Source organism: Gardnerella sp. CCPDSM, assembly GCF_056754715.1.
Map to the genome: position 1 here is coordinate 45,615 of NZ_JBQEQO010000002.1, position 15,750 is coordinate 61,364.

The window sequence follows — 15,750 nt, forward strand, 5'->3', positions numbered from 1 at the left end:
TTCGTGGAGTCGCGGGGAATTGAACCCCGGTCCGGTGACCGTACCCTCGGTCTTCTACGTGCGTAGTCTGCTGGCCGTGCGGCAGTTTTTCTGCCCCCATGTTATCGCAGACAATTCATGGCGAGCATATCTACAGAAAAAGTCCCTGAATTGCCCTGCAGCCCGGCAATTCAAGCAAGTCTTCTAATGACGTTCAGCACCACCCCGAAGACGTGAGTGGGTGAACGGAGCAGCTGCTCACTGGTTAATCCTGGCGCGAAGCTCAGGCAGCGAGAGCGAACTCAGTGCGATTAGATTTAGCACTTATTCTTTTGCGAAAGGACGTTTACGAGTGGACTTTCGCATTCTCGGCACGCTTCCCCGCGGCGAACAGATCGCCGTCGAAACCGATCGACCCCTTTTGATTTTTCAAACAATCGTTGCTTTAAAGCGCATTTGTTGCGCTTAAGCACACGTTTTTACATTGTATCATATTTTTTTACACGCGCGACGACCTGCTTGAGCGCTGCGGTTTTGAGACACTCGTGCAGTACGGTTACTGCACCAGGGCCTACGATTGGCGATTATCGGACTTTCGTGCAGCGCGACGACGTGCCTGAGCGCTTGGAGCGTAGCGCGCGAAGGCAACTCGGAGCGGAAACTCGCTTAGGTTGAAAGCACAGTGTGCTTTCAACGCGAGTTTCGTAAGCGAGCTAACAAGCGAGCGATAAATCACCAACTATGGACTTTCGTGCAGTATGGTTTCTGCGTTAGTGTCTCATTTAGCTTGTTTTGAGACACTGGTGCAGATGAGTTTCTGCGTTAAGGTCTGAAGAATGGCAGAATGAGACATTCGCGCAGATTGCGTACTGCACCAGGGTCTCTGGTTGGCGTTGTTGTGGAATATTTGCCGGAAAATTCCCGGCGTTTTTTGTCGCCTTTTTCACAAAATTCTATTGTTCATTGTGGGGGGGGGGGGTATATGCGTTGGTGTATTATATATAAGGTGCTTGAATATGTCGGTTCCGCATGTTGCGCGCGAACTGTGTATGTCAATTTTGTGCATGATTCATATTTATGCATGCTTATGCAACGGGTTGGTTGTATTGCATAAGGCCGATTGACATTTGTTTATTTAAAGCACATACACTATACTTGTGTACAGTATGCATGCGTTGAGCGGTGGAATATTTATGCGTAGTATGCACTGCTTTGAGATAGATGGATTAAGGAGAATTGATGGTAGATCGTAGCGGTTTGCATGAAGATATGCCAAAGAAAACACTTCGCAAGGCTCATTCCGTTAAGCGTTCTCGTGCTTTACGAACTGGTGTTGCAGGTGTGGCAGTTGCTTCGACTTTAGCTATGATGCTGCCGTCGGTTGTTGCTTCCGCGCTACAGCCTACCCAAAAAGATATTATCGACGCGTCTAGCGTTACGCGAAAAATGGGCAAGGGTAAGCCTGATCAAGACGAATTAAACATGCAGCGTTGGAGCGCTGGCGTGATTAATAAGAGCGTGCAAACGCAGAAGTTTGTGGAGCTTGCTCGTCGCGATGCTAAATTGCAAAAGTTGCGTGAAGCTAATGCGCAAAGTGATAATAATGCCGAGAATTCTCGCAAATCTCAAGCAAATAATCAATCTCAAGAATCTCAAAAATCTTCTAATAATAGTGAAGATAATAAGATTGATGAATCTAAGCAATCTTACGATGGGCATAGTTTTGGAGAAAATCTTGGACCGGCTCCGAGCACCTTTGTGCCTGATTATTATGAGAGATTAGCGGGTAGTAATTCGGATGATAGTGCCGTTAAGAATTCTGCTGATGATTCTGCTAAGAATTCGGATGATACTGCCGTTAAGAATTCGGCTGATGATTCTGCTGCGATTAAGAAAAGTTCAGTAGATTCTTCAGTTTCTGCAAATCCTGCAGGTGCTGCAGTAAGTGCGCCTGCGCCAGTGCAGCAAGCGCAGCCAGCAGTAAAGCCAGAGTCGACTCCAACTGTGCAGCCGACTGCAAAGCCAGAATCGACTACGACACCACAGCCAGCAGACGTAAAGCCAGCTGCAAAGCCAGCTGATACTCCTGCAGCGAAACAACCTGCACAACCAGAAACTTCACAACCTGCAGACGCAAAGCCAGCCGCTAAGCCAGAAGAAGCAAAGCAGCCAGAAGGAACAAAGCAACCAACAAATGCTGGTGGCGTTAAACCGGTAGAAGTTAAGCCAGCTGAAAATAAGCAGCCTGCAAATGCTGAAAACGCAAAGCCTGCAAGCGAGCAGAATACAAGCGAACAACCTTCAAGCACTCACGCAGAAAATACGAATACAGCAAGCGATACAAATACGCCAAAAGTGCGTAAGCCTAGGTCTGCTGATGGCAGTGATAGTGCTTCCGACGGGAGTAGTGTACCTTCTGCAAATAATGCGCCTGCGGCTCCTGCAAACAATACAGCTGCACCGTCTGCTTCTACGCCTTCAACAGGTACAGAATCTAATGCTGGTGCTGGAACTACAGCGAACCCAAGTTCAGAAACACCAAGTGCGCAAAACAATGCACAGGTGCAGGGTACGCAAGGGCAAAGTGCAGGCAGTGCTGCACAAGGCACTGCACAAGGTTCGCATGATAATGCGCAAGGTGCAGGTGTAGGTACAGGTTCCACAGGTGAAGATAAAAGCGCTACGCCTTCAGAGACTACTTCAACTACTGGCTCAACGTCTTCACCTACTTCTACACCTGCCACTGGCACACCGAACGCTGGCACTCCAAACGCTGGTGCAACAAACACAGCAACTGATCCAAACAGCCAGGTAATTAAGCCGAATACAGATAATCCAACGGCAGACAGCACAGATAAAGCCAACGAACAGGTACAAACTGACAAAAAGCCAAAAGCTACGTACAATTTGAAAATTCGCTACACGATTGGTGGCGCTGCGAATAAGCAGCTTGTGCAGCCGTACGAGCTTACGATTGACGTTGAAAAGTTGAATAAGCTTGACGATGTTAATAGTTACGAATACATTGAGCTTCCAAAGTCTGCTGGATACCGCCCGTCCGTATATCACTCCGGTGATTACCAGTACTACGTTAAAAAAGTTGAGGGAGATAAAAGCAAGTTCGTTATTGACGATGGCACGGATGCGGATGCTGTTCGTTACTTGCGTTTAAGCAAGAAGCTGATTACTGATTACGCTGTAAAGGAAAGGCCGGCTGTTGGGGGAAATAACGGCGCTCAAGCTCCGCAAACCTCACAGTCTACAAATCCGCAATCTTCGTCCTCTACGCAGCCAAAAGCAGAAGACGGCATTCAGTACTACGGCGAGTTGAACATCAACTACGCTCCTAAAACAGCTAAGTACTATGTGCGTCACTTGGTGCAGAATCTCAAGGATAAGGATAAGTTTGATGAAGCGCCTAATATTGGCAAGCCTATTGTTGTAGAACATAAAACTAAAGACAAGAATGGCAAAGTTACAACAACTAAAGAAGTTATTCACGTTACGGAGATTACTGGCACAGTTGGCTCGAATGTAACAGCTGTTTCAACGTATATTCGAGGCTACGAACCGGAGCACAATCTTATTAGCTCGCCGCTTTCGGATTCTGAAGATGAAAGCGACAAGCTTGTTTTGAACCTTCGCTACTACCGTAAGGCCTATGAAGTTACTTACGATTCTGCTGGCGGCACGGATGTTACTGCTCAAAAAGTGTATTATGGCCAGAAAGTGCCTGAGGTTACAGAACCTACGTATCGTGGTCATAAGTTCATGGGGTGGCAGATAGTAGAACCGGGGGAGAGTGCTAATCGCTCAAGTGCTTCTAATAGGTCTGTAACTAATGAAGCGCATAACTACATTATGCCAGATCACGATGTTAAGTTCCGCGCAGCTTGGTCGGCTAACGAGGCCACCAACTACCGCGTGAACGTGTGGGTGCAGAAGGCGGATTTGGTTGATAAAGAGCATCCGGATTCGCTTGCAAACTACGACTTTGTTGGTCTTGTTGAGCGCAAGAATGTGCAAACAGACAGCGACGTTGCGCTTGATAAGATGGATGATGCTGGCGTTGTTGATGATGCTAGTAAGCTTAATGGCGAAAGCGAAACTGATTATGTAAAGAACCCAGAGCTTGGCTTAACTAGAGCAGAGTTGCAGGGTACGCAGGCGAAGGGTTATGCAGACGGCTTAATTGAAAAGTTCAACTGGATGAACGATACGCATGTAACAAACTTGGATGGGTACAATACTGAGAATCCTGATGATCCGAACAATTATACTGTAAATGCTAAGGGCGAAAGAGTTTATAAAGATATATTCACGCGCTACTTCCACGTGAATAAGGAGCTTACTAAAAAGCTTAACCGTGAGCAACATGATTTTGTGCCAGGTCGCTCAGATTTAGGCAAACGCAGTAAATCGAAGCTTTGCGCGGACGACTTAAACAACACTCTTAACTTAGTTTACGACCGCAAAGAGTACGAACTTATTTTTGCTGCTCCTAAGAACAGTAATAATGGTATGGGCGGCAATAATGCTGTTATACATAAAAAGAACCGCAAAGGTGAGATAATTAGCTACTGCTACGCTGGTGGCGGTGATTGCTCAGATAAATTAGACAATAAGTCTACTTACACGTATGGCAATAGTTCTAATGAAGTAACTAGCAAAGTTGATCATAAAGGTTACCGTGTAAATGTTCGTTACGGGCAGAGTCTTACTGATTTTTGGCCTAATTCAGATGAAGTAGACTTTATGGATGATGGTAACACTTCTTCATTAGGTTTTAAGATTGGTGGAAATGTTAATGAAGGTACCCATGGTGCATATCGTGATACTCCTCCATTTCGTTTAACGAAAGAAGAATTTGTTGATCCAAAATTCCATTGGATGTATAAAGATGGCAAGGCTCCGCAGATTAGTGACAACCCTGCAGATGCTAGTGCGCCAAAGTATACTGTAAAAGATAATCAGCGTCTACTTATTCTTGATTTCCATGATAATTCTGAACGACGTCAAGCTGATCCTATACAGGTAATCATTAAAAAACAGAGCATTGCATCTGCAAAAAATGGCGATACTGGCGATGATATTAAGTATGAGCTTTCTACAGATTCCTATAGTAAGGATGATACTAGCAGTGATGATTATGTGTTTCCTCCGTCTTCTATTGCAGGCTTTGAGTCAAAAATAACTGGTCTTAAACCTGAAAACAGTAATCGTAAAGATGGTGTTAAGATTAAGGACCATCTCGATGCTGATGACTTCTATACAAAAGTACATAATCTTTATGAAGAAGTAACAGGTGAAGATACTCCAGACGATCCTCCAGAAGAAGATAAGGACACTTTTCCTGACCCTGATTATACTTCTGGCGAAGATGATGATGATGGAGGACTTGCTCTTAAAAATTTAAATGATGCTATTGCTGAAAGACTTAAAACTGATCCAGCATATAAGAAATATTACGAGTTTAAAAAGAAGTATCATCTTGAGTTTCGTCGCTACTACGCTGGCGTTGAAGAAAAACTTAAGTTTGGTTCAGACAATAATCTTTCACCATTTGACAAAAACAATTGGCTTGAGATGGAGTATAGCCGCCAGTCGTACGATGTGCAGTTTTATAATGCGGACGGCAAGGCTATAAGTGCTGGTACTGGTAGTAGCGATGTTGCTAAAGAAAAACTGCCGTTTGAGTATAGCTTGACCAAGCGCGGCAACGATAAATTGACTGATGACGACGACAAAGCCTTGTACTACAACGATGGCGCCGTTAAGTCTTACGATGCTTCTGTAACTAAAGACGATGCCGATAACAAGTCTAAGCAATTCGACGGCAAGTACACATTCAAGCTTAACGGCAAAACTTACTCCATCGTTCGCCCTGATAATTTGCCAAAAGACTACGTGTTTAAAGGCTGGGCTGTTGATCAGGCTGGCACTCGGTTTATAAATGGCGAAGACAAAGATATTACAATGCCAGTCAACGGCATTAAGCTTTACGCTGCGTGGGGTAAGCCAGAAGGTATTAAGCACACTGTAACGCTTGACTACCACATGCCTGGAACTGATGAAAATGGCAACACTGTACAAGACGTAGTTAAGAAAAAAGAGTTCGATCACTACTATGTTATTAAGGAAAATAAAGATATAAAGGTTCCAACTCGCAAAGGCTACGACTTCTACGGCTGGGAGATTGACAAGAACGGCACAAAACTTCCGTACGCTTTTGGCAACAAAGTAGTCGAAGATATAACGCTTGATGCAGTGTGGGTTAAGGATACTCGCTACAACGGCACTTTTAAGCATATATTCTTAAAGCCTGAGTACACGATTGCTGACTATAAGAAAGCTACTGATGCTGCAGCCAAGGCCGCGATGGTGGATCACATTTCTACTCAAACGGTTTCCGGCTTGCGTGAGCATTTGCGCTACAATGCGGAAGCAGTTTACAGCGACGAAACGCACTTCCCAGATAAGCAGTTCACGAGCTTTGAAGCTTCGAAGGACGAGGATCAGAATACTGGCGAGTTTATTTACCAAACGTACAATACGCGCAAGTATAGGGTAAAGTATGTTGATCAAACCGGCAAGGAACTTCTTCCAGAAAGCGAAGTCAGCTCTGTAAATAGAAACTATGACGTAGCATTCTACAAGCCGATTGAAGGCTTCATGCCGGAAACTACGCAGCAGAATATTGAATACGCTATTGGCAAAGATGGCAAGCAGATTGGCGAAAAAACAATCACCTTCAGATATAAAGACGTTCGCGTGCTTAAGCGCCAGGACGATACCCAAGCTCGCCCAGATCGCTACACGCGCTATGTGTTCAAAGTGGCTGATGGTCAAGGCTCTATGGGCAGCGTTGTTGACTGGCAAGGAAACAATGTAGCTGACGGCTCTGCTCTTGTGTACGACGCAATTAAGGGTACGAAGGCATATCAGATGCCGCTTCCAACAGTAAAAGCGAAGCCTGGATTTGAGTTTGAAACATGGACTTCTAAGATTTATATAGATGATGGATATGGTGGGCAAACATATACTGATGGTTTCGACCGTCTGCCAATTCTTTCTGAGTCTCAACCTAATCCGAAGGTTGTTTACACTGTTAAATTCAAGCTAAAAGCTCCTGTTGCAATAGATACTAAGATTTTGAAGCCAACAGATGCTTTGAATCTGGATAATAATTCAGCTAAGAATCTTATAAAGAATGCTGATAAGTATCCAAGTGACGCTAAGTTCAGCTTTGTGACTGGCGAAAAGTTCGACAGCACTCCAGGCTTGCACAAGATTAAAGTGCAAGTGAAGCTTGGAAATAACACTGCTGAAGCTGAAGTGCTGTACCGCGTTCTGCCGGATTTGGTGTACGCAAGCGATTGGGAGAAGTTTAAGACTAGCGACTACGGCAGCAAGCATAAAGACGAGTACGTGCCGATTAAGTTTACTGGTAAGAATAAAGAAGGCAAGCTTATTGGCCACGATAGCGATAATGCTGATACTTCTACTGGCGAAGAAACTACGCTTACTGCGTACGTTTATAAGGGTAAGGATGTTAGAATCCGCGTTCCGCAAGCCTTCGGCAAGGATTACAGTGATAATAACTACCACTACGTGTTCAAGGGTTGGGCGACTAAGGTTGTAGAACCTTCTTCTGGTACGCCTTCTTCTGGCAATCCTTCTTCTGGCACGACGAAGCCAGAGGAGCAGAAGCCAGAGGAGAAGAAGCCAGAGCAGACGTTTGATATAAATTCAAGCGATCGCTACAAGAACGTCAAGTTAGACAACGGCGTAACTTATCACGCTATTTACAAGCGAATCGACTACTTCTCGAGTTCGTCTGACAACGGAACAGTTCCAGAAGATTCTGTAATTGCAATCTTCAAGCCTGCTGCAGGACGAAAGTGGGATGACGGCACTAGCGGCCCTAAAGTGTTCTACGTAAAGAAGGGCACTGATCTTTCGCAAATTCCTTACAGCTCTAGCGACTCTACTAATGCTTTGGAGAGGCTTAAAGCAAAGCTAACCAATGCTAAGGGAACTTGGTCTCGAAGCAGCATGTTTAACGACGGTAAGAAGGTTGATGAAGTTAAAGATGTTGCTAAAACTGACGATAATTGGAAAGACGGCTGGCATGTCAATGAACCATTCCAAGAGTTTGTGGCAGATCAAAAGGATTGGACAGAGCCAGAAGTGCAGACTGATTACTTGGTTGCTGTGCAAGATAAGCATGGCACACTTCCGGCGTTAGACAAGTATTTGACAAATCTTGACGCTTTGAAGGCAGAAGCAGAAACTGTCACGAAGGATGGAAAGACTATTGTACAAGATGTAAAAATCGAATACGATTTGCCAGAAGGTAAGGATCCAAAAGACTTTGAGACTGAAATGCTTAAGAAGCCTTCTTTGTACACTGTGCCTCTAAGGATTACAGTCAATTACAAGGACGGAGTGGAACCTAAAAAGTATAAGCGCGTTGCTCGCCTTAAGGTGATTTATCAGTTGATGTATAAAGAAAGCTTGCCGAAGGTTGATAATACTCACTCTGGTACACAACAGCCTGGTTCTGGTACTCAACAGCCTGGTACTCAGCAGCCTGGTTCTGGTACTCAGACTGATAAACAACCAGTTATTGGCGAATCTGGTGAGTTTGATTTTGTTACAAAGAACGACAAAAACTACGTTAAGGTAGAGTTTGAGACTCCAGATGGAAAAGAAGGAACTTCTTTAGGACGTAGCGAATATTACATCTTGAAGGCTAGCGATGAAGAAATTAAGTATAAAACCTATACTAAGGGCATAAAAGCTCCTCAAGTTACTGGCACAAAGCACGATGATAAGAGCTACCACTACGAGTTTCTTGGCTGGAGGATGGTTGAGGGCAGTGCTGCGTCTACTACGCCTACTGTGAAACCTGCTGCATCTACCTCCTCATCTGCAGCTCCTGCTTTGCCAATGGTAGCTTTGTATGCATCTGCACCTAGCACAACAGGTGCTGGTGTAGTACGTTCTGTTGAAACGGGGAATTCATCAAAGGATAATCTTTACACTAAAGAACAAATTGCTAAGATGCCGTTTACTGAAAACACCAAGTTCGAAGCTGTCTTTAGAAAAGTGGCTAACGTGTTGGAGCCTGGCACCAATGAGAAGATCCCGGATAATTACGTGCCACATTTGTTCTTACCAGGTTTTGGTAGAAGGTGGACCGATGGCACTTCCAATCCGAAGGTGTTCTACTTTGATCCAGAAAGTAGTAACTATTATAGCGATATTAATAATAAAGTTGATGGTTTAGGTGTTCAGCTTAAGGGCTTTGGTGGCTGGTCTATTTATGGTGCTGCTGGCAACGAACTCAATGCTTCATCACCTGATTATACTAAAAAAGAAACTCGCGTATATGTTGCAAAACAGGCTCATATTAACGATGTGAACGCGTCGGATATTGTTCTAAGCGTTGGCGACGGCATACCTGGTCCTGATGATCTTGTGCGAGGGAATGGCGCTGATTCGAAGACAAGTATCGTTGGCGTGCAAGGTGCTGGCGTGTACGATACTTACAAAGCAATTACTAAGCCGGGTATTACCACTGTTAGAGTGAGGATTGAAGAAGATTCAGATCAGGCTAATGTAAAGAAAGTACGTTATAAAAATGTACATATTCGTGTGCTTCCAAAAGTGATTGCGGATAAAGATTTGCCTGAAAAGGGTACGAAGGAATATGAATTTATTGCTGAAAACTACACGAAAGTAACGTATGTAGCTGGCGATGGCGGAACCATGCAGTCGCCAATGCACACATACTGGGTGCGTAATGGCAAAGAGTCTGCAATAAGAGATTATATTCCGGACGTTCTTGCTGATAAGGGATACGTGTTCAAGGATTGGTCGTCTAAGACGATTGAAAAGCCAGCAGCTCCAGCAGATCAGCGTAAAGCTACTAGTAAAGAGCGTGAAGTATTAGCTAATATAGCTATTGTTGATGGTATGTCATATGTGGCAAAGATTATTCGTAATTCGCATAGTTCCACTTTGGCTGCATTGCAGAATCTGCTTAGTGAGGCTGAAAAGGAGAATGCAGAGAGACTTTATGAAGCGAAGAGAGAACAATTAGCTAAAATCGCGGAAAGTAATGGTAAGTATTACTTAGCTGAGTTGATTCGCAAATCTAATAACAGTACTTTAGTTGCATTGAGTAACTTACTGGCGCAAAGTATTACTAATCCATTGGAGATTAATAATACTATTGAACGCGATAAGCTTGCTGAGATTGTTGAGCTTGCTGAAGCTGCTGAAGCTGCGGGTAAACCATTTATTGCAAATATAATTCGAAGCTCCAAGAAGTCTAGTTTGGAAGCCTTAAAGCAGCTTTTGCGCAGTGTAGGTGTAAATCCTGAGACTTCTCTGCCAGAGCCACAGCCAACGTACGAAACCACTATTACAGCCAACTTCGAGAAGATGGCTCCTATGCAGTTTAAGCTTAGTGGTTCTGCTCGCGAGGGTATTTTCACGAACTTCAGATTGCAAAACATGACTGAAGGCGATGCGAATAACACAACAGTTACAGTAGACGGCGAGCCATTAACTATTAACAAGTTAATTGCTCGAGGCTTAACTTCTGTAAACGGCATTAACGCAATCTGCGATGGTACTGAATGCAAGATTTCCGGCACTCCGAAGGTTGTAAACGGCAAGCCAAAAGTCGAGCTAAAGTTTACCACTACCGACAAGTACGGTCGCGAAGCGGAAGTTACTATGGAAATTGATGTTGAGCAAGAAAACCACTCGGTTCCATCGCCAATCCCAACTCCAGCTCCAGAGCCTGAACCAGAGCCGGAACCAGATTTTGATTTCGATTTCGATCTCGAGCCGGATGCAGAGCCTAATGAAGCAACGCCTTCTACTTTCGTGCCAAGCGCTGCGTCTTACACTGAGCCGGAGCCTGAGACGGAAGAGCCTTCTAAGCCGGCACCTAATAATCCTGCGCCTGAGCTTGCTAAAACTGGTAGTAATGTTGCGCAATCTGCAATACTTGCTGGCTTGTTAGCGTCTGTTGGTTTAGCTGGATTCGCTGGTAAGCATCGTCGCAAGCGCAAAGACAAAGAAAACTAATTTTCTGCGTCGAGGGTGGTGACTAGAATAACGAAGGTTCCGGTTCACGCTTAGCTATTGGGGCTTTGCGACCCGGGTCGCCCGAATTCCATAGGAGACATTATGAAGCAGGGTATTCATCCCGATTATCACGCAGTGCAGGTTACCTGCTCTTGCGGAAGCACTTTCGTAACTCGTTCCACCGCTAATGGCGATCACATGACGGTTGACGTGTGCTCAAAGTGCCACCCATTCTATACCGGCAAGCAGAAGATTCTCGATACCGGCGGCCGCGTGGCTCGCTTCGAGAAGCGCTACGGTAAGAAGACTAAGTAGCTTTTATGACGCCAGCCCTGCTTTCGTGTAACTCGCGGAATCGGGGCTGGCGTTTTATGTGCTAAATTAAATATTTTTAACTTAAGGAATATGATGGCTGAGTCAGTAGATGAACAATTCCCGGCAGCAGTTACCGCGTTAGAAGAATACCGCGATATTGAAAGTCGCATGGGAAGCCCAGAAGTTGCGTCGAACCCGGACGCTATTCGAAAACTCGGCCGCAGGCACGCAGAACTCGGCTCAATCGTAAACGCTTACCTCAACTACAAGCAGATTTGCGACGACTTCGAAGCCGCAAACGAAATGGCAAGCGACGACCCAGATTTTGCAGAAGAAGCTAAGCGCTTAGAAGCGCAACTTCCAGCAGCGAAAGAAAAGCTACGCACGGCGCTAATTCCTAGGGATCCGGATGATGCGCGCGATATGATTATGGAAATTAAAGCTGGCACAGGCGGCGAAGAAGCGGCACTATTTGCTGGCGATTTATTGCGTATGTACATGCGTTACGCGGAAAAGCGTGGCTGGACTACCGTAATCCAAAGCGAAAATTCAACGGAACTTGGCGGCGTAAAAGACGTGCAGCTTGCGATTCGTGCGAAAGGGACGCCTGCTCCAGAAGATGGCGTGTGGGCTAGCATGAAGTATGAGGGTGGCGTGCATCGCGTGCAGCGAATCCCAGTTACGGAATCGCAGGGGCGTATTCAAACTTCCGCAGCCGGCGTAATCGTGTTCCCAGAAGCAGACGAAGACGACGACGAAATCGAAATCGATCCAAAAGACTTGAAAATCGACATTTTCATGAGCTCTGGCCCTGGTGGACAGTCCGTTAACACTACTTATTCCGCGGTCCGTATGACGCATATTCCAACTGGAATTGTCGTTAGCATGCAGGATGAAAAGTCGCAGATTCAAAACCGTGCGGCAGCTCTTCGCGTGTTAAAGTCGCGTTTGCTTGCCATGAAGCACGAGCAGGAAGCGGCAGAAGCGGCAGATATGCGTCACTCGCAAGTGCGCTCGCTCGACCGTTCCGAGCGAATCCGCACGTACAATTTCCCAGAAAATCGTATTGTGGATCATCGCACGAACTACAAAGCTTACAATCTTGACCAGGTTCTTGACGGCGACTTGCAGCCTGTTATCGACAGTGATATTCAGGCGGATGAAGCAGACCGCTTAGTGCAAGCCAAGTAAGTAGCTGAGTAAGCCAAGTAAGTCAAGTAAGTACGTTAAGTAAGTAACTTAAGTAAGCTAAGTAAAATTTCTAAACGGTTCTTAAAATGCGCGAACTTTTGCAAAATGCTATTGCGCGTCTTCGTAAAGCAGGCGTGGAGTCTGCGGAATACGACGCGCGTTTGCTGCTGTCTAAAGCTTGCGGCGTAAGCTTAGCTGAGCTAAATAAAGCGCTAATACTTGGCGATTTAACTGATTTTTCGCCCGATTATGCTAGAAAATATAGCGATTTTGTGGCTAGGCGTGCGTCGAGAGAGCCGTTGCAGCATATTGTTGGTCGCGCGCCTTTTCGCTACTTAGATTTGTGCGTTGGCAAAGGCGTTTTTGTGCCGCGTCCGGAAACAGAAGTTGTTGTTGAAGCGGGATTGGATTGGCTTAGAGAATCGCATGTTAGCAAGCCTACGGTAGTCGATTTATGCGCAGGTTCGGGAGCAATCGGATTGTCTGTTGTAACTGAAGTTGCAGACGCGCAAGTATGGGCTGTAGAAAAATCTCCTGAAGCTTTCCAATATTTGCGAAAAAATTTTGAAGAAACTGCAAAAAATCACGAAAATATGCAGATTTCCAGTCGATATCATGCTGTTCTTGCAGACGCAACCAAAGCGCATATTGCAGATTGCACGCCGGAGCTTCAAGCAATTTGTGGCAAAGTAGATTTAGTAATAACGAATCCGCCATATGTGCCGGAAAGTCAAGTGCCAGAACAGGTTGAAGTGCGCGAGTATGATCCGCCGCTTGCGCTTTATGGTGGCTCTGCGGACGGATTGCTTATTCCGGAGCAGATTATGCGCGCGGCTTTTGCGCTGCTTAAGCCTGGGGGAGCGATGGTGATGGAGCACGATATTTCGCAAGGGGATGTGCTTAAAAAGTATGCGGAAAGCGTAGGTTTTGCGCGTGCTCGAGTTGGAAACGACTTAACTGGCAGACCGCGATACACTTTTGCGGAAAAGTAGGATTTTAATCAAAAATAAAACTTGACTCAAACAGAAGAAAATAAGCAAAATAAGCAAAATAAGCAAAAATAAGCAATAAAAGAGGAAAAAATGAGCAAAATTTGCAATATCAGCGAAGAATCACTGCAAATGGCAGCGCAAATTATTAACGAAGGCGGCGTAATCGTAGTGCCAACAGACACCGTGTATGGCGTTGCATGCGATCCGTTCAATGAAGCCGCGGTTGCCAAAATTTACGAGCTTAAGCGCAGGCCGCGCACAAAGGCACTGCAAATTTTAATGAGCGGAGTGGGAGATTTAGAAAAACTTGGGCTTTATTTGCCTTCTCCGCTGGATATTTTGGGTAAAAAGTTCCTTCCGGGCGGATATTCTCCGATTGCGCGCGCGAAGAAGGATTCAGTTGCTTCAAATCTTGCAACGTTGTGCAAAGTTGCGGGAAACGATGCACAAGCTGAAGCAACTTGCGCAACTGAAGCAACTCAAGGCGTGCGCGTGCCGGATTGCCCGGAATTAATGCAAATTTTGCGAGTTACCGGCCCGCTTGCTGCTTCTAGCGCGAATCGCAGCGGTAACGAAAGTGCAGACAGTGTTGAAGAAGCGTTTGCGGCTTTTGGCAACGAAATTCCGCTGTATTTGAACGCAGGCCCGACTCGCTCGCACGTGGCAAGCACGGTAGTTGGTGCGGATTCAAACGACGCGGACGGCATTGTGATTTTGCGCGAAGGCGTGATTTCGGAGCGCGAAATTCGCGAGGCTTTGCGAAAGTAGCGAAAGTGACGAAAGTAGCGAAAGTAGCGAAAGTGACGAAAGTAGCGAAAGTAGCGAAAGTAGCGAAAGTATTTACTAATTTTTGCTATACTGCCGAATCGTTACAATCAAATAAGCAAATATATAAGCCAAGCGAATATCAAAAAATATTAAAAATAGCAGAAAGACGTAGCCGATGAGGGTATACCTATTTATTGCAGCAATTGCAGGTGGAGCAACGTGGCTGATTACGCCGCTTGTGCGCCATCTTGCGATTCAAGTGGGAGCCGTCGGCAAAGTTCGCGCGCGCGACGTGCATACGATTCCGACCCCTCGCATGGGCGGTGTGGGTATGCTTTTTGGTTTCGCAGTCGCCATGGCTTTCGCAAGCTCAATGCCGTTTATTTCCGGGCTTTTTGCTGGAACTCACCAGCCGTGGGTTGTGCTTGCCGGAGCAGTCATGATATGCCTGCTTGGGGTATGCGACGATATTTGGGATTTAGATTGGATGCTAAAGCTTGCCGGTCAGCTGCTTATAGCCGTGTTTGTTGCGTGGGGAGGGTTGCAAATCGTAACTTTGCCGCTCGGCTCCCTCGTAACGGCGTCACCAAGCGTATCAATCGCAATAACCGCCATACTTATTGTGGCTTCAATTAACGCAGTAAATTTCGTAGACGGACTTGACGGACTCGCTTCCGGAATCGTTGCAATCGGCGGAATCGCCTTCGCAACCTACTCCTACATGCTCGCGCGCACGTCGCCATCCTACGCATCAATGGCAACTCTTATTGACGTTGCAATGGTGGGAATGTGCGTCGGCTTTATTTTGCACAACTGGCATCCTGCGAAACTTTTTATGGGCGATTCCGGCTCCATGCTAATCGGCTACTTAATTACTTGCGCGTCGATTATTATGACCGGCCATTTGGACCCTTCCGCCGTGCATACCAGTATTTATTTGCCTGTGTTTATGCCGATTTTGCTGCCGATCCTTGTGCTGTTCCTGCCGGTTCTCGACATGTGCTTGGCGATTTTCAGGCGCGTTGCTAAGGGGCAGTCGCCAATGCACCCAGATCGCATGCACTTGCATCACCGCATGCTGCGCATTGGGCATTCTGTGCAAGGCGCGGTGCTGATTTTGTGGGGATGGGCGGCGCTGATTGCGTTTGGCTCTATTATGATTCTGTTCTTTAAAGCTGTGTACGTTTTGATTGGCATGGTTATTGCTGCTGCGCTGCTTACTGTGCTCACAATGCTTCCGTACCTGCGCCGCCGCCTGCCCGAACTGCGCAATTCGTAGCGTTTTCTCGTGTTTGGAGCGTTTGGTCTGGCTTATCGCTCCAAACGTGCGCAACTTTTCTCGCGTTTGGAGGGTTATCTGTTGTCTGGCGCTCCAAATGTGGGGAATTTGTCTCGCGTT

At 46.0% G+C, this 15,750-nt stretch carries 7 protein-coding genes and 1 other RNA gene; 7 read left to right on the plus strand and 1 reads right to left on the minus strand.

Annotated elements, in window-relative coordinates; all coding sequences use genetic code 11:
• Position 1: 1 nt before the first annotated feature.
• Positions 2-398, minus strand: a transfer-messenger RNA (tmRNA) gene (gene ssrA / locus ACTJLE_RS01480).
• An 820-nt stretch (positions 399-1,218) separates the two neighbouring features.
• On the opposite strand from ssrA, the gene ACTJLE_RS01485 reads away from it, so the two are divergent.
• The 7 genes from ACTJLE_RS01485 to ACTJLE_RS01515 all read left to right on the plus strand — a co-directional run bounded on the left by ACTJLE_RS01485 (position 1,219) and on the right by ACTJLE_RS01515 (position 15,630).
• Positions 1,219-11,085, plus strand: coding sequence for an InlB B-repeat-containing protein (locus ACTJLE_RS01485; protein WP_481267131.1), 9,867 nt, complete (start codon positions 1,219-1,221; stop codon positions 11,083-11,085).
• Positions 11,086-11,187: 102 nt separating this feature from the next.
• The gene (rpmE, locus tag ACTJLE_RS01490) at positions 11,188-11,400 is read left to right on the plus strand and encodes a 50S ribosomal protein L31 (protein ID WP_421777476.1); all 213 of its coding nucleotides are present in this window, start codon (positions 11,188-11,190) and stop codon (positions 11,398-11,400) included.
• 93 nt (positions 11,401-11,493) lie between these two features.
• The gene (gene prfA / locus ACTJLE_RS01495) at positions 11,494-12,591 is read left to right on the plus strand and encodes a peptide chain release factor 1 (RefSeq protein ID WP_481267132.1); all 1,098 of its coding nucleotides are present in this window, start codon (positions 11,494-11,496) and stop codon (positions 12,589-12,591) included.
• An 86-nt stretch (positions 12,592-12,677) separates the two neighbouring features.
• A complete protein-coding gene (gene prmC, locus ACTJLE_RS01500; RefSeq protein ID WP_481267133.1) occupies positions 12,678-13,583 on the plus strand; it encodes a peptide chain release factor N(5)-glutamine methyltransferase in 906 nt (301 codons plus the stop codon).
• A gap of 90 nt (positions 13,584-13,673) precedes the next feature.
• A complete protein-coding gene (locus ACTJLE_RS01505) occupies positions 13,674-14,351 on the plus strand; it encodes an L-threonylcarbamoyladenylate synthase (protein WP_481267134.1) in 678 nt (225 codons plus the stop codon).
• A 5-nt stretch (positions 14,352-14,356) separates the two neighbouring features.
• Positions 14,357-14,530: a hypothetical protein gene (locus tag ACTJLE_RS01510; RefSeq protein WP_481267135.1), complete on the plus strand. Its 174-nt coding sequence runs from the start codon at positions 14,357-14,359 to the stop codon at positions 14,528-14,530.
• Positions 14,527-15,630 (plus strand): MraY family glycosyltransferase, encoded by a 1,104-nt coding sequence (locus ACTJLE_RS01515; RefSeq protein ID WP_481267136.1) that lies wholly within the window; start codon positions 14,527-14,529, stop codon positions 15,628-15,630. Before ACTJLE_RS01510 ends, ACTJLE_RS01515 begins: the two co-directional genes overlap by 4 nt.
• Positions 15,631-15,750: the final 120 nt, after the last annotated feature.

Bases quoted from the DNA above. Each gene is read 5' to 3' on its own strand.
- ACTJLE_RS01485 (WP_481267131.1), top strand. From the start codon at position 1,219: ATGGTAGATCGTAGCGGTTTGCATGAAGATATGCCAAAGAAAACACTT.
- rpmE (WP_421777476.1), top strand. From the start codon at position 11,188: ATGAAGCAGGGTATTCATCCCGATTATCACGCAGTGCAGGTTACCTGC.
- prfA (WP_481267132.1), top strand. From the start codon at position 11,494: ATGGCTGAGTCAGTAGATGAACAATTCCCGGCAGCAGTTACCGCGTTA.
- prmC (WP_481267133.1), top strand. From the start codon at position 12,678: ATGCGCGAACTTTTGCAAAATGCTATTGCGCGTCTTCGTAAAGCAGGC.
- ACTJLE_RS01505 (WP_481267134.1), top strand. From the start codon at position 13,674: ATGAGCAAAATTTGCAATATCAGCGAAGAATCACTGCAAATGGCAGCG.
- ACTJLE_RS01515 (WP_481267136.1), top strand. From the start codon at position 14,527: ATGAGGGTATACCTATTTATTGCAGCAATTGCAGGTGGAGCAACGTGG.